Here is a 21,669-nt window from a genome sequence, read left to right as displayed (position 1 = left end):
TTTATGGAGGCATTCATATGGAACATACATTTACTGAAACTTCTATTGTCGGTGAGATTGTTACACAGTTTCCGAAAGCTAGTGATCTTTTTAAATCCTATAGAATAGATTTTTGTTGTGGCGGTAATAAGCCACTTATTGATGCAATTCATGAAAGAAATTTATCAGCTACTGAAGTAATTACAGAGTTAAATACGCTTTATCATAATACGAAACGATTAAATGAATCTGAAATTGATTGGAAAAATGCTTCTTATCGTGAATTGATTGATTATGTAATTCATAAGCATCATCGTTATTTAAATGAAGAGTTACCACAGTTAAGTCCTTATGTGACGAAAGTATTACGTGTTCATGGAGCAAATCAGCCGCATTTAGCTAAAATTCATAAGCTATTTCATGAACTTAAAATGGAATTAGAACAGCATTTAATTAAAGAAGAAACAGAAGATTTCCCATTAATTTTAGAATTTGAAAAAAATCCAACTGATGAAAACTATGCAAAGTTACGTAAAGTAGTAGATGAACTAGAAAATGAACATAACCACGCTGGCAACATTATTAAAGAGCTTCGTAAAGTTACACATGACTTTACTCCTCCAGAAGGAGCTTGCGGCACTTATCGACTTGTTTACAATCGCCTTGAAGCGTTAGAGTCTGATTTATTTGAGCACATTCATGTAGAAAATAATATTTTATTTCCACGTGCCATTACGAGAGCGTAAATAAAGTGCAGGACATGAGTATACATACTGATGTCCTGCTTTTTCATTTTGCGAAACCTATCCACATCACCCTCACATAAATCAGAATTTTAACAATTTGTGAATCATTATAAAAATGTGATAAATATCACATCTCCCCCTTTCTTGATTTTCTATAATAAAAATATAATCCTTTGTTCAACATTTCACATAAAAAGGGGAAACGAAAATGAAAAAACGTTTAGTTATGATCGGAAATGGTATGGCTGGCATACGTTGTATGGAAGAAATATTAAAACATGATTGTGATTCATATGAGATTACTATTTTTGGAGATGAACCACACCCAAACTATAATCGCATTATGCTCTCTCATGTTTTACAAGGTAAAACAAATATACAAGATATCATTATGAATGAATACAGTTGGTATGAAGAAAACGAAATAACTTTGTATACAAATGAAAGAGTTCAAAGTATTGACCGAGAAGAAAAAGTTATTATTACAGAAAAGAATCGTACTCTTACATATGACAAGCTTATTATTGCAACAGGTTCTAGTGCTTTTATTTTACCGGTTGAAGGTTCCACTCTTCCTGGTGTAACAGGTTTTCGAACTATTGAAGATACACAGTTTATGATGGATACTGCTAAAGAAAAGAAAAAGGCCGTTGTCATTGGTGGTGGATTACTTGGTTTAGAAGCAGCAAGAGGTCTTATTGACTTAGGAATGGACGTACATGTTGTTCATTTAATGCCTAGCTTAATGGAGCAACAACTAGATACGAAAGCAGCTTCTCTACTGCGTGAAGATTTAGAAGCACAAGGCATGAAGTTTTTAATGGAAAAGAAAACTGTAAAAATTCTTGGTACAAACCATGTTGAGGGCATTCAATTTGAAGATGGTGAAGTTGTAGATTGTGATTTAATCGTAATGGCTGTCGGAATCCGACCAAATACGCAAATAGCAAGAGATGCTGGTTTAATTGTCAATCGCGGCATTGTAGTCAATGACTATATGCTAACAAATGATGAGTCCATTTATGCAGTTGGCGAATGTGCAGAACATGACGGTATCGCATATGGACTTGTTGCCCCTCTTTATGAACAAGGTGCAATATTAGCAAAACATATAACAAATTTACAAACTGATGGATATTCGGGCAGTATCGTCGGTACGCAATTAAAAGTTGCTGGTTGTGATTTATTCTCTGCAGGCCAAATTTATGAAGATGATCAAACGAAAGCAATATCCATCTTTAATGAATGCAAACGTTCCTATAAAAAAGTATTAATTCGTGACAATAAAGTCGTCGGTATCGTTTTATATGGTGACACAGCTGATGGTACACGCCTCTTTAGCATGTTAAAGAAAGAAGAAGATATACAAGAATATACACCAGCGTCCATTCTTCACAAAGCTGGTGAAGAAAGTGAATTTGATGTTGCTACAATGAGTGCGGATGACACGATTTGTGGATGTAATGGTGTTACGAAAGGAACAATCGTACATGCCATTTTAGAACAAGAGTTAACGACTTTTGAAGAAGTTAAAGGCTGTACGAAAGCCGCAGGGTCATGTGGTAAATGTCGTCCACTTGTAGAACAAGTTTTATCTCATACACTCGGAGAGGCTTTTGATGCCTCAGCCCAGTCTGCTGGTATGTGCGGATGTACACCTTTATCACGTGATGAAGTCGTAGCGGCAATTCATGAAAAAGGCTTAAAATCACCAAAAGAAGTACGAAATGTTCTTGGTTTTGTACATGAAGATGGCTGTTCGAAATGTCGTCCTGCTTTGAACTACTATTTACGTATGGCGATTCCAGAAGAATATGAAGATGATAAAGCCTCCCGTTTCGTTAATGAAAGAATGAATGGTAACATCCAACACGATGGTACATTCTCTGTTATTCCACGTATGTACGGAGGCGTTACAACAGCAGATGATTTAATGAAAATTGCTGAAGTTGCGAAAAAGTATAATGTTCCACTTGTGAAAATTACCGGTGCAAGTCGAATTGGCTTATACGGTGTTAAGAAACAAGATTTACCTAACGTATGGGCTGACTTAAATATGACTTCTGGATATGCGTATTCAAAATCTCTTCGTAATGTAAAATCATGTGTTGGCTCTCGTTTCTGCCGTTTCGGTACAAAAGATTCATTAGGACTTGGTATGCTCCTTGAACAATCATTAGAAATGGTAGATACACCTCATAAAATGAAGATGGGTGTAACGGGTTGTCCGCGTAACTGTGCGGAAGTACTTACGAAAGATTTTGGCGTTGTTTGTGTCGAAAATGGATACCAACTTTATATTGGTGGAAATGGTGGTACAGAAGTACGTGAAGCTGATTTTGTAATGATTGTACCTACTGAAGATGATGTTCTTCGCATCGCTACAGCTTACATGCAATATTATCGTGAAACTGGTATTTACGGAGAGCGTACTGCCTACTGGACAGAACGATTAGGCTTCGATCACATAAAAGAAATACTGCAAGATGCAAATATGGTCACTAAGTTAAATGAACGTTTCCAAACAGCTCGTGGCACATATAAAGAAGCTTGGGGACAAGCACTAGAAACGAAATCATTAAAAGCGATGTATGAAGTAGAAACTGTGAAATAAGGAGCTGTGATCTATATGATACAAACGAAAGAAAAAATAAAAGTTATGCGTGCAGAAGATCTTCCTATTCAAATCGGTAAAGAGGTACAAATGAAAGGTATGTCTATCGCCCTATTCCGCCTTTCAAATGGTGATATTCGAGCTGTAGAAAATCGTTGTCCTCATAAAAACGGACCGTTAGCAGAAGGAATTGTATCTGGTGAATTCGTCTTTTGTCCACTGCATGATTGGAAGATTTCATTACTAACAGGTGAAGTTCAAAAACCTGATGACGGTTGTATTCAAACGTACGAAGTAGAAGTCATTGATGATGACATTTATATATATATGTAATTTACAAAAGGAAGCCTCCCCCCCTGGCTTCCTTTTAAATAAAACTAGATGAGGTGCAATTATATGAACGGATATGTATATTTAGTTGGTGCAGGACCAGGTGATGAAGGGCTTATTACAAAGAAAGCGATAGAGTGTTTAAAACGTGCAGATATTGTTTTATATGACCGTTTACTAAACCCTTTCTTTCTTAGCTATACAAAACAAACATGTGAACTTATGTATTGCGGAAAAATGCCAAAGAATCATATTATGCGACAAGAAATGATTAACGCACACCTTCTTCAATTTGCAAAAGAGGGAAAAATTGTTGTCCGATTAAAAGGCGGAGATCCATCTATTTTTGGCCGTGTTGGTGAAGAAGCAGAAACTTTAGCAGCAGCAAATATTCCATATGAAATTGTACCAGGCATTACATCTAGCATCGCCGCTAGTAGCTATGCAGGTATCCCCCTTACCCACCGTAACTACAGTAATAGCGTTACTTTACTAACCGGACATGCAAAAGGTCCTTTAACCGATCATGGAAAATATAATTCATCTCACAATAGCGATACGATTGCCTACTACATGGGTATAAAAAGCTTACCTACAATTTGCGAAAACTTACGACAAGCAGGAAAGAAAGAAGATACGCCAGTAGCAGTCATTGAATGGGGTACAACTGGTAAACAGCGCGTTGTCACAGGGACACTATCTACCATTGTTTCTATCGTCAAAAATGAAAATATTTCTAACCCTTCTATGACAATTGTTGGTGATGTCGTTTCCTTACGTAATCAAATCGCTTGGAAAGAACGTAAACCATTACATGGTAAAAAAGTTTTATTTACATCCGCAACAAATAAAACAAGTGTAATGAAGCAAAGGTTACAAGAAGCTGGTGCAGAAATATATCAAATTCCAACTTTCAAAAAGGAAGAATATACATTAACCCTTGAACAAATCAATGAAATCTTTAACGTTGATCGCCTTGTTTTTTGTTCAGCTGAAAGTGTAGAAATTTTGATGCAATCATGTAGTAAATACAAGAAAGATATTCGTTCCTTACAGGCAGAGCTGCAACACATGAACGTTGCCACTCAAGAAAAACTTATGCAATATGGCCTACTAAGTAAAGAAGCAAAGTTCTCTTCCGATACAACTGTTTATTTAGGCAGAAATATTAACCGAATTGCTTTTATTCAAGAGAAAATTGGTGCCGGCTCCTATATGATGACTCATGAGTATACAATTGATCATCGTTTCGATGAAGTTCATTCTCGTATGCTTTCTGAATTCTTATGGGATAGCATTGTATTTGAAGGACGCGCTTCTATTGATACGTTTCTAGCAGAAGTAAAACGTCTTGGCTTTCTCGATATTGTTACTCTCCCATTCTCGTATACTGACGTTCCAACTTTACACTATGCGAATAAAGTCGGATTCCATAATGTAGATGAGCAATTACAAAACATTATTATGAAGAAAGATTTGGTGGTACGATGAAAGGAATTGTATATGTTGGACACGGTAGTCGCCTGCAAGAAGGCAATGAACAATTTATTCGCTTTATTCAATCAGTCATGAAAGAACGTAATGAAAGAATTCAAAAAATAGCTTTTCTAGAACTAACAACACCTACCATTTCGGATGCAGTTGCAGAAACGATACTAGAGGGAGCAACTAAAATAATAATTGTACCTGTTTTATTATTTGCAGCAGCTCACTATAAACGTGATATTCCTTTTGAAATAGAGCAACTACAAAAGAAATATCCACATATCACATTTTCAGTTGTACCTCCTTTTAGTACGCATCCGTATATGGTTGAACTTGTAGTGAAAAGAATACGTGAAGCCATGCCAATGCAAAATAGTAGTATTTTACTCGTAGGACGAGGTAGTAGTGATCCACAGCCGATACATGAGTTACAACAAATTGGAGCAGCTGTCGAGCAAAAAATCGGTATGCCAGTATCGTGCTCCTTTTTAACGAAAGGAACGCCCTCTTTTACTGCTGAGCTCAAGACGATAACATCGACTGCGTCCCATGTATATGTCATGCCATACCTTCTCTTTACCGGATTGTTACTTCAAAAAATTAAGTTGCATACAAAAAAATATAATCACGTTACGACTTGTAATTGCCTACAGTTTGATACATATATGAAATTAACATTGTTAGAACGAATGGAGGAATGTGTGTATGTATAACATGTACCCCCTTATGTTTAATCTGCAAAATAAAGTGGTCGTTATCATTGGTGGAGGTAAAATTGCATATCGAAAAGCGTCTGGTTTAAAAGATACAGGCGCTTTCGTCACCGTTATTAGCCCGGAGATTTGCGAGGAAATGAAGGAACTACCTTATATTACTTGGAAACAAAAAACTTTTAGTAATGATGATATTAAAGATGCTCATCTTATTTATGCAGCTACAAATCAACATGCTGTAAATATGATGGTCAAACAGGCCACCCATGATTTCCAATGGGTTAACGTTGTAAGCGATGGTACAGAATCATCGTTTCACACACCTGGTGTCATACGAAATGATGAATATGTTGTCACTATTTCAACTTCTGGTAAAGATCCATCGTTTACGAAGCGTTTGAAACTAGAGTTAACCTCTGTCCTTCCTAATCTTATAAAAAGACTTTCTCGTTCACACAAATTGTAATCTATTTCTTAGCTAAAATAGTAATTACCTTTGGACAAACGTTTTTTAGAAGCGTTTGTTCTTTTTGTTTTGGTTTCTTTTTTTGAAACTGCACAGGCAATCTGCGAAGAAAATGAATGGTGTTGGCAACTTGTAAGCAAGTAAATTTCATGACAAGTGCAACATTACGAGCAACTCTTTCTATTCAGTTTTTATATTGGATATTCATTCAACCAATTTAGCGCTTGTTCATAATCGTCAAAAAACTCTACGGATTCTTTTGTATTGGATTGTTGCAAATACTTCAGTATCTCTCCTTCTTCAAGAAGAAATGCAATTGCCTTGCTATGATTCAAAATAGTTTCATTGAAGAACTTCTCTTTCCATACTTTTTGAACAGAAAAATGATTTGGCGTGTATCCTTTTCTATCCACCAACAATTTGTATTTCCGCCCCTCAGAAATAAATTGCTGACAAACCTGCTCAAAGCCATTAAACCATTCATACACATCCTCTGTTTTAATCTGGCCAATTAGATGGGTAACAATCAAATCTCCTGAAATAGTTGTACTAATATTCTGTTTACTCATTTTAGAATCATCTCCCTTAAATACAATTATGAGGAAAAACCTCATAAAATCAATAAAGATAAAATTCTTACTTGACACTCCCGCCCCATCGCTATCATCCTAAGCTCATGTAATCTTAATTATAAGCGAGATTGCGTCTTTTTTCGCAAGTCTATATGTAAATGCTTTAAAGATTTGTATACGAAATAAACCTTAATGAGTTTCCTTTTTTGAATTAAGCCGCTTAATTATCAGACACGATACAATTGTAAACGACACCTAATATATGAAAGACTGCTTTTTCTCATATCGATTCCCTTCCATCACTCGCCACCTCAAATCTATTCGTTTTTGCATGTAAATTCAAAACAAAATATATGACAAATAAATAACGACAGTTACTGTAACAATACTAAAAAGTGTTGAAAATAAAACGATTTGCGCATGTAGTTCAGGCTCTATTTGATACTCCATAGCAATGGTTGCTGTATTTCTTGAAGTAGGAAAAGAACTTGCAATAAATAATGATTGTGCAACAATACCATCAATCTTTAGTAGGTAGATCATGGTAAGTGCTACTAATGGTCCCATCAGTAACCTTCCAATTAAAGCCCATGTTATGACTCGATGGAAAAATTTAAGCTTAATGTTGGATAATTGCGCCCCTAGCAATATGAGTGCTATTGCAACAAAACCATTCGCAAGCTGATTAAGAGGTAGCAAGATAGAATTAGGTAATTGAATTGTAAAAGATTGAAAGAGAATCCCTAATACGAGCGCATGAAATACAGGCAGTCTTAGAAATGATTGAATAATACCTCCGATTGTTTTTGTTGCTGATAGTAAGTTATATACTCCATATGAATAGGTTAAAAGATTCTGGAAAATAACAATGAAAATCTGAATGGAAACCCCCACTGGATTGTGACTAAAAATTAATTGACTTACTGGTAATCCATAATTACCGGAATTCATTAACGAAATGCTATTTTTTAGAGCTGCACTTTCCCCTTTTTCTAACTTTAATATTTTTGAAATAAAATGACTTACTATGATCAGACTTAGACTGTAAAGCATTAAATAGTATATTATCTGGAGCAACAAATCTATTTCTATACGAATATCATATATATTCACAAATACAGCCGCAGGCATCAAGCAATACGTAATAAGTGTAGATAGTTGCTTTAAGTCAAATTGAAACTTTCTTTGTAAGATTGCACCAATTAGCATCAATATTAATATCGGTAATATTACGTCTAATATAATAAAAACAAACATTTACAACCTCATTCTACATATATTTTAGTTGGATTAAACACTTTACTACATATGGACCACATTTAATTCATCGGAAAACACCATTAGTTCTCAATAATCAGAAAAAACACTCATTTCATTTCCCTCCCCTCTCTTTTCTTTAACATAACAAATATGATCCATAAAGAAAATTATAGATTATTTATAGAAATGTATAATTTTATCTTATCGACCTAAACTGTATTTTTTAGTTTAAGTGTACTATTTCACAATATCTATTAGCCTTACTAAAGAATCTGGTCCTAAAAAATATAGCGAAGCCTATTATATTACGAAAAGAACCACCCCAAAATACTTTGGGACGGCTCTTTTTCTTTATTAATGATTCTTTAACATCACTAACAGCTTTTCTTGACTATACATCCATACTGTAATGATTAAACAAGCAAGTGCGACTTCTGATAATGCCATAAATCCAATTGCATAATGACCTGTTAGTTGGAACAGTAATGTTAAAATTAGTGGCGGGAAGAATCCTCCAAGTCCGCCTAAAGCTGAAACGAGTCCATTTACAATACCAGCTTGTTCTGAGAAATACATCGGAACGAGTTTGAAAATTGTACCATTACCGATACCTGCGCAAAATGCGACTAATAGGCAACCAAATGTATATACGTTCATGCTTGGCATAAATGATAAAATAATACCTGAAAGTGTTAAACCGATAAATACGAAGATTAATATTTTAAATGGATTAAACTTATCACCCAGCCAACCACCAATCGGACGCATAATTGTTGCGAGTACGATGAATCCGGCTGTCCGCATACCTGCATCTACTTTCTCTAATCCGAAATGAGATACTAAAAAGTTTGGTAAATATACTGTAAATGCAACAAATGATCCGAAAGTTAAAAAGTAAAAGATACATAAAAACCAAAGTTTCTCATTTTTATATACACCTTTTATTTGTTCCATTAGTGGTGTATTCACTTTTTTCTCTTTACGATCACCTAATAAAAAGTTCATAAGTGCAAACGCTGCAAGTAAAATTAAATAACATTGTACTGTCGTTCTCCAGCCAACTGAAGTTGCGATAACAGGCGCTAAAAATGAAGTAATTGCTGTTCCAGCGTTACCGACACCGTAAATACCATTTACAAAACCGTGACTCTCTTTTGGAAAGTATTTTGGTAAAGAAGTTACTCCTACAGAGAATACAGCACCACCGATTCCTACAAATAATCCACCAATAATTAAATCCATCATAGAATTGGCAACACTAATATAAAAAACAGGAAATAATAATAGAATAAAACTAATAAAGAATAATTTTCTTGCTCCGAAACGATTGGTCCAATAACCAATTGGAATGCGAAGAACAGAACCTAAAATAACGGGTACTGCTGTTACCATAGAAATTTGTCCCGCAGTTAATGGAATATCCACTTTAATATAGGGCATCAATGATGATAAAATAACCCACACCATAAAACCGATAATTAGATTAGAAGTTTGTAAACTTAATTGAAAATTAGGACTTTTCATCCTGTTCCCTCCTATGTATACGTAGTTATATTCATTCCCTCCAGCCTAATCACGTTCTTACATGATTAGGCTGAAAAGAATCAACCACCACTTACTGGCGGAATCATTGCTACGACATCACCAGTTTGAATAATGTCATCCTCATTTGCGTATTCTTCATTTATCGCGACCATAATCTCGTTTGAAATTGCTACATTATATTCCTTAATCAGAACTTCCTTCAGCTTCGCGACTGTAATATTTTCACAATCTATGTGTAATGCTGGCTTACTTACTTCTTCTTGTAAATGTGCAAATAATAGTACTTCAATCAAATTCTCATCTCCTTTCCAGGCTCGCCATTACCATATGCTGTTTTCTCTAACTGATCGCCTATCCACGACTCACTATCTTCCCAAAACTCTTTTTTTCCATATCGGAATAATTTGTTTTATACGTTCCATAATATATTCATTCGCCTCATAAGCAGCTTTCCGATGCGGTGTAGCAACAGCAACGACAACAGCCAAATCAGAAATTTGTAATGTACCAATGCGATGTGTAATTGCCACATATGTTCCAGGCCATTTCTCCCCTACTTCGGTACCAATTCTCTCAAGCTGTTTCTCCGCCATCGTCTTATAAGCTACATACTCTAAATAAAGCGTACGTCGGCCTTTCGTAAATTCTCTAACAGTGCCAATAAAAGTAGTAATCGCACCACACTCACGCCGAATTACTTTGTTTGTCACTTCTTCAATTGATATAGGTGTATCAATTACTTCATAATACGTATGTGTCATTTCGCACCTCTTATCTTTGTATAAATTAGCAACCTATTTTTCTATTATTTGTATGAACGAAGCGATTCTTTCCATGGCCATTCACTTCCGCTGGTTAATTCTAATAACAGTACCGAAACAGTAATTCCAGCTTTAAATCCTCTCGTTCCCCCTGGCAAAACAATAAATGCATTCGCTTCTGCAAGTGAAGAAATTGCGCTAGATTTATCTAAACCAACTGGTGTAACTTGCAATTGACCATCTACAATTTCTACTCTCCCTCTTACAAATCGAGTAAACGGATTTGCTTTCGGAAAGTCTTTTTGTAAAATTGCCTCTGCACGAAATACGTGCGAATCTTTTCTATGCAAGTATGTTCCAATGACTGGTCTAACATATAATTCACAACCGACATAACAAGCTGAAGGATTACCAGACAAACCAAATAGTAGTTTTCCTTCTACCTCAGCTACAGTTGTCACACTTCCTGGTCGCATCGCTATTTTGTTAAAAAGTACATTAGCTTGTAATCTCTCATAAATAGCAGGCAAATAGTCATAGTCTCCTACTGAAACGCCACCAGTCGTAATTAAAATATCAACTTCTTTTATCGCCTTTTTTACATTGTTATAACACGTCTCAAAATCGTCAACGAATTGTCCATAATACCGTACAACTCCGCCCGCTCGTTCAATTTGCGCAGCTATCATATAGGAGTTACTATTTCGAATCTTCCCTGGCTTTAATTGTTCATGTACTTCAAGCAGTTCACTACCCGTCGTTACAATTCCAATAATCGGCTGTTTTACAACATGTACGGAACTATAACCAAACGTAGCAAGAAGTGCTGCAACTCCAGGATTAATAACAGTCCCTTTTTTCACAAGGGTGCTATTTTGTTTTACATCTTCTCCTTTAAAAGAAATGTTATCACCGGCTGCGAAACAGCGTTTTAATGTCATATAAGTCTTTTCGTTTTCTTCAAACCCTTCCGTTATCTCCAACATCACAACCGCATTACACCCTCTCGGAATTGCGGCCCCTGTCATAATACGGACAGCTTGAAATGCTTTCACTTCTTCTGTAAAAACAACCCCTGCTCCAATTTCACCAATCACTTCAAACTGAATGGGATTACTGCTACTTGCTTCTTTTGTGTCTTCCGCTCGAATCGCAAATCCGTCGTACGGAGAGCGATCAAAATGTGGGACATCATGATCTGCAATAACATCTTCTCCAAGCGTTCTACCGTAACTTTCTATAAGAGAAACCTCTTCTGTTTCACCTTGATGAGCATATTTCATTACTCGTGCAACTGCTTCTGCCACTGGAATCGGTATACGTTTTTCTAACATTCTTTTTCACCTCGTTTTAATAAGGAGAAACTCTCTCTGTTCATCCTATATATTTTGCATATAGTCGTTTTGCCATTTTCACATCATTTGTCCCATGAACAAATGCCCTACCGTCTGTAAATAAAACGAAACGATATTCATCAATTAGAAATGATAGTAAGTACGGCGTTTTTTGGACATATACAATTTTTTGTAATCTTTTTTTAATTTCGTTTAAATTTAGAGCTCTCTTTATTCCTGGACGGATTTGAACTGTATTCCGTCCGCATAGCACCTCCGTTTTCACCTGTGATTCAAATGTTAAACTTGGGTACGTACGTGTATTTCCGCAAGATGGACATGTACTTTTTTTCTGTTTATTTACTTTTAATGAGAGAAATTGATTGTTCCAAATATCAAATGATAACATTGTTCCTCGTAGCGTCTCGAAATCATCCACCAATATTTTCATTGCTTCTGTCACTTGGTGAGCAACAACCATCTGTACAGCTGGCTGAATAATTCCCGCTGTATCACATGTTGCACCGCCCATCGGATGATCCATTAAGCAGCGAAAACATGGTGTTTTTCCTGGAAGAATTGTGTACGTTACACCGTAACTTCCAATGCATCCACCGTATATCCAAGGTATATTTTCTTTTTGTGAAATATCATTTATAAGTAGACGCGTATCAAAGTTGTCAGTCGCATCTAATATGAGATCCACTTCTTTCGTTAACTCTTCCATTTCTTTCATTGTGACATCCGTTACAACTGGTACAATTTCCACCTCAGAATTAATCCTTCTTACATGTTCTGCCGCTGCAATTGCTTTTGGTTTGCATTGTTTTGCATCTTCTTCTGTATATAACTGTTGCCGTTGTAAATTACTCCATTCGACATAGTCACGATCGGCAATTGTCAATTTCCCAATTCCCATCCGAACGAGCGCTTCTGCATTTGCAGCTCCTAGCGCCCCCGCACCAATTAAGAGCACATGCTTTTCCCTTATTTTCCTTTGTCCCATTTCACCTATTCCAGAAAACAATACTTGTCTTGAATATCGCTCTTGCATAAGGAATCCTCCTTTCGCTATCCACCAATGTAAGACATCTCAACTTTTTGACGTTTATTTGTACTTTCCGCCGTTCTTTCATCTGAATATCGATCTGTTCTATATCGCCATGTATGTTGTAAAATTTTTAATAGTGATGCATCAGAAATATTTTCTCGAAGAAGCGATCGTAAATCCGTTCCTTTTTCTCCAAATAAGCACGTATAAAACTTGCCGTCTGCCGAAATACGGGCTCTCGTACAAGAAGAACAAAATGACTCAGATACTGAAGTAATAAATCCAACTTCGGCATCGCTTCCTACATATCGATACAATTTCGCAACTTCTCCAAAGTAACGAGGTTTAACAGGTTCAATTGGATATACACGATTAATTTTCTCTATTAATTGTTCCTTCGTAACGACTTGTTCAAAGTTCCATCCGTTCGTACTGCCTACATCCATAAACTCAATGAAACGTAACTGTATTTCTTGTTCTTTAAAATACTGAGCCATAGGAAGAATTTGACTATCATTCATCCCTTTTTTTACGACCATATTTACCTTTACTTCTAATCCAGCTTCCTTCGCTGCTTCAATTCCTTTCAGTACAGGTTTCGTACTTACATGTCTTCCATTAATTTTTTGGAAGACACAATCCTCTATTGCATCTAAACTAATATTTACACGCTTTAATCCTGCTTCTTTTAGCGCCTTAGCTTGTTTTGCTAAATGAATTCCGTTTGTTGTGAGCCCAATATCTTTTAAGCCTTCTAGCTTTGCAAGTCTTCCAATTAACTTCGGTAAGTCTTTACGCAATAAAGGTTCACCGCCAGTAAGCCTAATTTTATTAATTCCCATACTTATAAATAATCTCGCTAACCTTTCTATTTCATCAAACGTTAATAAACACTCTTCCTGTAAAAAAGCATAATCAGGTCCGAACACTTCAGCAGGCATACAATATGTGCACCTAAAATTACAACGATCAATAACTGAAATGCGTAAATCTTGAAGTGGCCGCTTTAAAGAATCTTTCATGTTCTCGTGCATCTATATCCCTTCTTTTCTGCTGCAATCCTTAGTAAGCTTTCATTTTTTTATTTGCCTTTATTATAAAAAAGAAGCTACATATTCAATGTGACTTTTCTCACATCACTTTCCCCATTCAAAAACTTTTCACAAATCCGTTCGCATTTTGTTCACATCTTCAGGCCATACTCCTTACGGTCATTGAAATTTTACATTATTTTTAAAATAGCTCTTGCATTTTCATCATATTTACACTCAAAATAGGAAATGTATTGCTTATAAGAAGAAAGGTGATTGCTGTGGCAAACAGTATGACATTATCTCAAGATTTAAAAGAATTACTTGCATCTGTTGAATATAAAATGCAGATAAAAAAAGGTAGTTTTATTTTTCAAGAAGGTATGGAGGCAACCGAACTCTATATCATCCACTCAGGAAAAGTACAAATTAGTAAACTTAGTGCTGACGGACAAGAACTAACACTTCGAATTTGTTCGGCATACGACATTATTGGAGAATTAACATTGTTCACGGATAATGCGAAGTATTTATTAAATTCAAAATGCCTTGAAGATGTTGAAGTAGGCGTTATAAAGCGTGAAGCGTTAGAAAAAGAATTACTCCAAAAACCAGCTCTTGTATTTGAATTTATGAAATGGATTAGTGAACATTTAAGAAGAATGCAAACGAAGTTCCGAGATTTAGTATTACACGGCAAAAAAGGTGCCTTATATTCTACTCTCATACGAATGACAAATAGTTATGGTGTTTTAAAGGAAAATGGTATTCTCATCGATTTACCGTTAACGAATCAAGAACTTGCTAATTTCTGTGCAACTTCACGTGAAAGTGTAAATCGAATGTTAAATGAATTAAAAAAGCAAGGTACAATTTCTATTCATAAAGGAAAGATTACAATACACGATTTACAATTTTTAAAATGTGAAATTGCTTGTGAAGATTGTTCTGCTTCTGTTTGTAGTATTGATTAGCGTCTTATTTAGGTACTTATACCTATAAGGAAAGCCGAGGTCTCCAATTAGATCTCGGCTTTCCTTATAAATTACGAAACATATAAAACTAATTTATTTTTTCAATTCATTTGGAATACGTCTTCTGTAAATTACATAGCTACGGCTTACATATTTAATGGGGGCACTAAATACGTGTACCAGTCTAGTAAATGGCCATACTGCGAAAAGCCCCATTCCCGCAAGAATATGAATTTTAAACCATACAGGTACTTCCTTCATATAATCAACTTTCGGTTGAAAAACGAAGAGGCTTCGGAACCATGGACCGATCGTTGTACGATAATCAAATCCTTTTGAGTCGATATTTAAAAACGTTGAAGAAAGTCCTGCTAGCATTACGATAAGTAATAGAATAAGCGCAATATAATCTCCCTTTGTACTCGTTGCAATGATACGTTTTACCGTTACGCGGCGGTACGTTAATATAATTAAACCGATGATTGAAGCAACCCCTGCTGGAAGCCCAAAACTAATTGCTACTACATGATACGTATGCTCAGAAATACCTATGGAACGGTATACAGCTTCTGGAATTAAAATTCCCATAACATGACCGCCAATTACGAACATGATCCCAAAGTGGAATAATAGACTTCCGATTCGGAGCATTTTCTTTTCTAATAGTTCACTAGATTTTGATGTCCATCCAAATTGATCATAGTTGTATCTAAAAATATGTCCACCGATAAAGATTGCAAAAATGATATAGGGAAACAACACCCATAGAAATTGATCCATCATTTTGACAACTCTCCTTTCTAATTTGTCTGTACACCCCATGTATCGATAGCAAGTAGAACAGCCGCAAGAATTGGTTCATACATACTATCAGCTTCTTTTAACTGAACGTGTAATGCTTGGATGTTCTCTTTGTATTTACTCATAATTGGTTCACTGTCTTGCTCATTTGCATTTGCAAAAAACTCTAGTAATAGCGGTAAATAATCAGGTAGTTCTTTATCTGTTACTTCAAAACCAGATTTTTTATAATGCTGTTTTAACTCTAGTAATTCAATACCTCTTTCCCTTTGCTCACCGGTGTTCATATACGTTAAATACATATTTGTCTTCTTACCAAAATCAAATGTATATACGTAACTATCAATAAGTTGATCGTTCGTTTTATCCAGTGCTTGTTTTATAAATGCTGTAAGTGAAGTTTTAACTTCTTCCTGTTCAATCGCTTCAATCTCTTCTTGCAATTCAGCTAAAGCTTCTCTCCACCCGAGTTCCGGATAGGAGAGAAGGAATGAAGAACAAGAAAAAGCAATTTGTAGACTTTGTTTCATATTTTTCCGCCCCCATTATTTAAGAAATTGTCATGCAAGAGCCTGGACCACCTGCAAATGATAAACCACAGCTTCCTTGTTCATTGTATAAATCTGCAACTTGTTCGCGGTGAGACGTCGGGATAACAAAACGATCTTTATATTTTGCGATAGCAAGCAGACGATACATGTCTTCTACATCTTGTTTTGTTAAACCAAGTTCTTTTAATACCGCTTCATTTGGTTCTTTATTAATTTGCAGTGCTCTCATATGCGTTCGCATAACAGCCATTTTTTTCAATGTAAGTCGAATGTGTGATTCATCTCCTGCAGTGAGTAAATTCGCTAAATATTGAATTGGAATACGCATATTATCGATAGCAGGGAAAATCTCTTCTGCTTGCCAGTTACTACCTTTCCCTTCCACCATATTCATAATTGGGCTAAGCGGTGGGATATACCAAACCATTGGCATTGTACGATACTCTGGGTGAAGTGGTAGAGCAATTTTCCAATCGATAATCATTTTATAGATTGGTGACTGTTGTGCCGCTTTAATCCACTCTTCAGGAATGCCTTGTTTTTTCGCTTCAGCTGCTACTTCAGGATCATTTGGATCTAGGAAAACAGTAAGCTGAGATTCATATAAATCTTTTTCATTCTCAACAGAAGCCGCTTCTTTTACTTTGTCAGCGTCATATAGCATTACCCCAATATATCTGATACGTCCTACACATGTTTCCGAACAAATTGTTGGCATACCAGCTTCAATACGTGGGAAACACATTGTACATTTTTCCGCTTTATTCGTTTGCCAATTAAAGTACACTTTTTTATATGGGCAAGACGATACGCAGAATCTCCATGCACGACATGCGTTTTGATCCACAAGAACAATCCCATCTTCTTCCCGTTTATACATCGCACCAGATGGACAAGACGATACGCAAGATGGATTCATACAATGTTCGCATATGCGTGGTAAATACATCATAAAGACATTTTCAAAATCGGTTTTAATTTCTTCTTCCATTTTCTTTACGTTCGGATCTTGTAATCCTGTTATATGTCCACCAGCTAAATCATCTTCCCAGTTTGGACCCCATTCAATTTTGTCGATAAATTCGCCTGTAATTGCTGATTTCGGACGAGCAACTGGCTGATGCTTACGCTGCGGACTATTTGTTAACGTTTCATAATCATAGTTCCACGGTTCAAAGTAATCATCAATTGTTGGTTGATCTGGATTGTGGAAAATATTCATAAGGCGCTTCATTTTCGAACCGGATTTCAGCTGAATTTCACCATTTTTCAATTCCCAGCCACCTTTATATTTCTCCTGATCTTCCCATTGCTTCGGATAACCAATGCCAGGTTTCGTTTCTACGTTATTGAAATACATATATTCAGCACCTGGACGATTTGTCCAGGTGTTTTTGCACGTTACGCTACAAGTATGGCAGCCGATGCATTTATCTAGGTTCATTACCATTCCGACTTGTGCTTTAATCTTCAAGCCAATCTACCTCCTTCAGTTTGCGAATTACAACGTTTAAATCGCGCTGGTTCCCAGTTGGACCATAATAGTTAAATCCATAACTTAATTGACCGTATCCACCAATCATATGTGTCGGTTTTACGTGAATTCGAGTTGGACTATTATGCGTTCCCCCGCGATTACTTGTTAATTTCGTTCCAGGTACGTTAATGTGGCGATCTTGCGCATGGTGCATAAACGCCATTCCTCTCGGTATACGGTGCGTTACAACTGCACGTGCTACAACAACACCGTTACGGTTAAAGCACTCAATCCAATCATTATCTGCAACACCAGCTTCTTCAGCATCTTCTTTATTCATCCAAACAGTTGGACCACCTCTAAATAGCGTTAACATCGGTAATGAATCAAAGTACATACTATGAATGGACCACTTATTATGCGGTGTTAAATAGTTTAGTGTAATCTCTTTCCCTTCTACTTCAGGTCGTGATTTACGGAACGGTTTATGTTGCAGAATTGGTTTAAATGTTGCCATCGTTTCACCAAATTCTTTCATCATGTCATGATCTAAATAGAAAGATTGTCGTCCAGTGATTGTTCTCCAAGGGATGAGACGTTCTACATTTGTTGTAAATGGTGAGTAACGGCGCCCACCTTTTTCAGAACCTGTAAAGGCTGGAGAAGTAATTACTGTTTTGGGCTGCGCTGTAATTTGTTCAAATGTGAAGCATTCTTCTTCACGTTCTTCTGCTAAATCACGTAATTTTAAATCTGTTTGTTTTTCAAGTGCTTCCCATGCTTTTACAGCCATATGACCATTTGTTGTAGAAGAAAGCGTTAATACCGCTTCAGCAGCATTGATTGCTTCTTTTATGTCTGGACAACCTTTCGCAATAGAATCTGTTCGAACAACTCCTAATCGGCTTTTTAATTGCTCATACTCTTTTTCTGCCGACCAAGAAATTCCTTTCGTACCAATCGGTTGTTTCCCGGCATTTGGTCCAAGTGCTGTCATTTTGTCATAAATCGTTTTATAATCCCTTTCGACAACATGAATTTGCGGCATCGTTTTACCTGGTATTGGTTCACACTCACCTTTGCTCCAATCTTTAATCTTACCAAGTGGTTGTGCTAATTCTTGCGGTGTATCATGAAGAAGTGGTGTTGCAACAACTTCTTTCATTGGTTCAAGATCAATTTTCTCTGCTAAATCTGACACAGCTTTAGAAAGTGAAGTGAAAATATCCCAGTCAGAACGTGCTTCCCATGGCGAACCGATTGCCGGATTAAATGGATGTACAAATGGATGCATATCTGTACTGCTTAAATCGTGTTTTTCATACCAAGTTGAAGCCGGTAAGACGATATCAGAATAAAGCGCTGTTCCAGCCATACGGAAATCTAAATTAATGAGCAAATCAAGCTTCCCTTCTGGCGCTTCTTCATGCCATTTCATTTCTTCTGGTCGTAATGAATCACTATCATCATTCATTAATCCGTTCGTTGTACCTAATAAATGTTTTAAGAAATATTCGTGTCCTTTACCAGAACTTGAAATTAAGTTTGCACGCCAAACGAATAAGTTGCGCGGGAAGTTATTTTTGTTATCTGGATCTTCAATCGCAAATTTTAGTTCTTTTTCTTTTAATTTTTGTGCAACATATTTTCCGATTTCTTCTTGTGTTGTTGCACCAGCAGCAACAGCTTCTTTATATAGTTCAATTCCATTTTTCTCAAATGTCGGATAAGAAGGTAACCAGCCAAGTCGCGCCGCTAATACGTTGTAATCACCGTGATGTTGATAACGAGAGTTGCCTTCGACTGGTGATGCTAAATGTCCCACTGGTGTATCTTCATAGCGCCATTGATCTGTTACGAAATAGAAGAAAGATGTACCGTTTTGTAATTTCGGTGGCCCTTGCCAATCTTTTGCCATTGCGATTGTTTGCCATCCTTCTGCTGGTCGTAATTTTTCTTGCCCAACGTAATGCGCCCAGCCACCGCCGTTTACACCTTGTGCTCCAACGAGAAGTACAAGATTTAAAACGGCGCGATAAATTGTATCAGAGTTAAACCAATGGTTAATACCAGCCCCGACAATAATCATTGAGCGACCATTCGTATCAACAGCATTTTGTGCGAACTCACGAGCGATTTGAATAATAAGCTCACGTTTTACTCCTGTCATTTTCTCTTGCCATGCAGGTGTAAACGGCACGTCATCATTGAAGTCTTTCGGCTCTTGTCCACCAAGCCCTCGGTTCACACCGTAATTTGCTAACGTTAAGTCATATACAGTAGTAACGAACACTTCGCCCTCTTCTGTCATAACCTTTTTCACTGGAATTGTACGTTCTAATACTTTGTTTCCATTATCAGAGAAGTACGGGATTTGTACAGTTCCAACATGATCTTCCATTCCAAGTACAGAAAGACGTGGATCAATCTTTTCGCCTGTTTCTTCATCTTCTAAACGTAAATTCCATTTCTTTTCGTTATCCCAACGTGACCCCATTGTGCCATGAGGTGTTGCAAAATCATTCGTGTTCTCGTTCCAAAGTACAGGTTTCCATTCTCCTAACTTTGTTTCGCGTCCAATATCAGAAGCATTTAAGAATCGATCCGCAACGAATTGGTCTCCTTTTTGTTTCAATGTAACGAAGAAAGGAAAATCAGTATATTGCTTCGCATACTTTGTGAAGTATTCCACTTGATTATCTACGTAAAATTCTTGTAAGATCACGTGCCCCATTGCCATCGCAAGTGCACCGTCTGTACCTTGTTTCACACTAATCCAATCATCCGCAAACTTTGTTGACTCAGCAAAATCAGGACTGACAGAAACGACTTTCGTTCCTTTATATCGAACCTCCGCTAAAAAGTGTGCGTCTGGTGTTCTTGTCATCGGTACATTTGAACCCCATGTCATAATGTAACCAGAGTTATACCAGTCACTACTTTCTGGTACATCTGTTTGATCACCCCAAATTTGCGGAGAAGCTGGTGGTAAATCTGCGTACCAATCATAGAAACTAAGCATCGGTCCACCCATAAGTTGCATAAAGCGGCTGCCTGCAGCATGACTTAACATCGACATAGCTGGAATTGGTGAAAAGCCAACATTTCGGTCTGGACCGTATTTCATTACTGTATATAATAATGAAGCTGAAACGAGTTGTAACACTTCATCCCAATTCGCACGAACGAATCCCCCTTTACCACGTGCTTGCTTATACTTGCGTGCTTTTTCAGGGTTTTCCACAATGCTTTTCCAAGCATCTAATGGTGACCCATTATTTTGTAATTCCTCTAGCCACATACTCCAAAGAACACCACGTACATACGGATATTTCACACGAAGTGGACTATAAATGTACCAAGAAAAACTCGCTCCACGTGGACACCCTCGTGGTTCAAAGTCAGGCATATCTGGACCTGTTGTTGGATAGTTAAGCTCCTGTCCTTCCCAAGTTACAATTCCATCTTTCACATAAATGTTCCAACTACATGAACCAGTACAGTTCACACCATGTGTAGAACGAATTACTTTATCATGCTGCCAACGCTTTCTATACACATTTTCCCATTCACGATCTTCATATGTTTCTTGTGTATGATTATCGTTATAACGATCTATTGGTGAAAAATATTTTAAACGTCTCATTAGTGCTGAAGGTTTCTTCTTCATACTGTTCACTCCTTTAATACGTCTCTCTTACATACCCTTACTATAAGAGAGGTTGTAAAATACAGATGTGACATTTCGCACAGTTCAAGAGATTGTCAAAAATTCCGAAAAAAATATAAAAAGGTGAAAATCTAATCATTGTGGAGGGCTCACATCCTTCACTGACTGTTAAGTTACTTCCTTGCTTCTAGCAAAGTTTAAGATGAAGTACAGATAATAATGAGCTTGTAAAAAAATTTCTTATATAATAGAGGAAGTAATTTGGGAGTAGTTAAATTTGATATACCTAAATCGTTAGATGAGTTAATA

Annotated in this window: 18 protein-coding genes and 1 pseudogene; 7 read left to right on the top strand and 12 right to left on the bottom strand. The window is 36.6% G+C overall.

What is annotated here, in order from left to right; translation table 11 throughout:
• The first annotated feature begins 17 nt into the window (after positions 1 to 17).
• The 6 genes from ric (at position 18) to PQF83_RS05190 (ending at position 6,333) form a co-directional block, all read left to right on the top strand.
• Complete coding sequence (ric, locus tag PQF83_RS05215) at positions 18 to 725, top strand: iron-sulfur cluster repair di-iron protein (RefSeq protein ID WP_000401354.1); 708 nt, start codon at positions 18 to 20, stop codon at positions 723 to 725.
• Positions 726 to 933: 208 nt separating this feature from the next.
• Complete coding sequence (gene nirB, locus PQF83_RS05210; RefSeq protein ID WP_000746897.1) at positions 934 to 3,339, top strand: NADPH-nitrite reductase large subunit; 2,406 nt, start codon at positions 934 to 936, stop codon at positions 3,337 to 3,339.
• A gap of 15 nt (positions 3,340 to 3,354) precedes the next feature.
• Positions 3,355 to 3,672, top strand: a complete 318-nt coding sequence (gene nirD, locus PQF83_RS05205) for a nitrite reductase small subunit NirD (RefSeq protein WP_000616691.1) — start codon at positions 3,355 to 3,357, stop codon at positions 3,670 to 3,672.
• A gap of 63 nt (positions 3,673 to 3,735) precedes the next feature.
• Positions 3,736 to 5,160: a uroporphyrin-III C-methyltransferase gene (locus PQF83_RS05200; RefSeq protein WP_001014955.1), complete on the top strand. Its 1,425-nt coding sequence runs from the start codon at positions 3,736 to 3,738 to the stop codon at positions 5,158 to 5,160.
• Positions 5,157 to 5,867 (top strand): sirohydrochlorin chelatase, encoded by a 711-nt coding sequence (locus PQF83_RS05195; protein WP_000676482.1) that lies wholly within the window; start codon positions 5,157 to 5,159, stop codon positions 5,865 to 5,867. Before PQF83_RS05200 ends, PQF83_RS05195 begins: the two co-directional genes overlap by 4 nt.
• Positions 5,860 to 6,333, top strand: coding sequence for a precorrin-2 dehydrogenase (locus tag PQF83_RS05190; protein ID WP_000282591.1), 474 nt, complete (start codon positions 5,860 to 5,862; stop codon positions 6,331 to 6,333). Before PQF83_RS05195 ends, PQF83_RS05190 begins: the two co-directional genes overlap by 8 nt.
• Positions 6,334 to 6,524: 191 nt before the next feature.
• Here the strand turns inward: PQF83_RS05190 and PQF83_RS05185 are convergent, their stop codons facing one another.
• The 8 genes and pseudogenes from PQF83_RS05185 to moaA form a co-directional block, all read right to left on the bottom strand.
• Positions 6,525 to 6,947 (bottom strand): STAS/SEC14 domain-containing protein, encoded by a 423-nt coding sequence (locus PQF83_RS05185; protein WP_073535995.1) that lies wholly within the window; start codon positions 6,945 to 6,947, stop codon positions 6,525 to 6,527.
• A 297-nt stretch (positions 6,948 to 7,244) separates the two neighbouring features.
• A complete protein-coding gene (locus tag PQF83_RS05180; protein ID WP_000497481.1) occupies positions 7,245 to 8,162 on the bottom strand; it encodes an AEC family transporter in 918 nt (305 codons plus the stop codon).
• Between the two features lie 357 nt (positions 8,163 to 8,519).
• Positions 8,520 to 9,689 (bottom strand): nitrate transporter NarK, encoded by a 1,170-nt coding sequence (narK, locus tag PQF83_RS05175; protein ID WP_000841849.1) that lies wholly within the window; start codon positions 9,687 to 9,689, stop codon positions 8,520 to 8,522.
• An 80-nt stretch (positions 9,690 to 9,769) separates the two neighbouring features.
• Positions 9,770 to 10,003: a molybdopterin converting factor subunit 1 gene (moaD, locus tag PQF83_RS05170; protein WP_000573674.1), complete on the bottom strand. Its 234-nt coding sequence runs from the start codon at positions 10,001 to 10,003 to the stop codon at positions 9,770 to 9,772.
• Positions 10,000 to 10,471: pseudogene (locus PQF83_RS05165) on the bottom strand (molybdenum cofactor biosynthesis protein MoaE). The gene moaD and the pseudogene PQF83_RS05165 overlap by 4 nt, the downstream one beginning before the upstream one ends.
• 44 nt (positions 10,472 to 10,515) lie before the next feature.
• Positions 10,516 to 11,805: a molybdopterin molybdotransferase MoeA gene (moeA, locus tag PQF83_RS05160; protein WP_000890801.1), complete on the bottom strand. Its 1,290-nt coding sequence runs from the start codon at positions 11,803 to 11,805 to the stop codon at positions 10,516 to 10,518.
• Positions 11,806 to 11,845: 40 nt separating this feature from the next.
• Positions 11,846 to 12,859 (bottom strand): molybdopterin-synthase adenylyltransferase MoeB, encoded by a 1,014-nt coding sequence (locus PQF83_RS05155; protein ID WP_001158140.1) that lies wholly within the window; start codon positions 12,857 to 12,859, stop codon positions 11,846 to 11,848.
• Between the two features lie 17 nt (positions 12,860 to 12,876).
• Positions 12,877 to 13,890, bottom strand: coding sequence for a GTP 3',8-cyclase MoaA (moaA, locus tag PQF83_RS05150; RefSeq protein ID WP_000545017.1), 1,014 nt, complete (start codon positions 13,888 to 13,890; stop codon positions 12,877 to 12,879).
• Between the two features lie 278 nt (positions 13,891 to 14,168).
• Between moaA and PQF83_RS05145 the strand changes: the two genes are divergently transcribed.
• The gene (locus PQF83_RS05145; RefSeq protein ID WP_000013859.1) at positions 14,169 to 14,861 is read left to right on the top strand and encodes a Crp/Fnr family transcriptional regulator; all 693 of its coding nucleotides are present in this window, start codon (positions 14,169 to 14,171) and stop codon (positions 14,859 to 14,861) included.
• A gap of 93 nt (positions 14,862 to 14,954) precedes the next feature.
• On the opposite strand, the gene narI is transcribed toward PQF83_RS05145, so the two are convergent.
• From narI to PQF83_RS05125, 4 genes are read right to left on the bottom strand one after another with little or no spacing between them, the layout of a single operon-like run.
• Complete coding sequence (gene narI, locus PQF83_RS05140) at positions 14,955 to 15,644, bottom strand: respiratory nitrate reductase subunit gamma (RefSeq protein ID WP_000969219.1); 690 nt, start codon at positions 15,642 to 15,644, stop codon at positions 14,955 to 14,957.
• Between the two features lie 17 nt (positions 15,645 to 15,661).
• A complete protein-coding gene (gene narJ, locus PQF83_RS05135; protein ID WP_000814203.1) occupies positions 15,662 to 16,192 on the bottom strand; it encodes a nitrate reductase molybdenum cofactor assembly chaperone in 531 nt (176 codons plus the stop codon).
• A gap of 19 nt (positions 16,193 to 16,211) precedes the next feature.
• Positions 16,212 to 17,687 carry a nitrate reductase subunit beta gene (gene narH / locus PQF83_RS05130; protein WP_000692685.1) on the bottom strand — a complete coding sequence of 492 codons (1,476 nt, stop codon included), beginning with the start codon at positions 17,685 to 17,687 and terminating at the stop codon, positions 16,212 to 16,214.
• Positions 17,677 to 21,360 (bottom strand): nitrate reductase subunit alpha, encoded by a 3,684-nt coding sequence (locus tag PQF83_RS05125; RefSeq protein ID WP_000729079.1) that lies wholly within the window; start codon positions 21,358 to 21,360, stop codon positions 17,677 to 17,679. Before PQF83_RS05125 ends, narH begins: the two co-directional genes overlap by 11 nt.
• Between the last annotated feature and the right edge of the window lie 309 nt (positions 21,361 to 21,669).

Origin of the sequence: Bacillus sp. FF-1 (genome assembly GCF_028548245.1) — a bacterium.
Classification (GTDB): Bacteria; Bacillota; Bacilli; order Bacillales; family Bacillaceae_G; genus Bacillus_A; species Bacillus_A paranthracis.
Note: the sequence above shows the minus strand (reverse complement) of the source record. Positions and strands in the feature narration are given on the sequence as shown.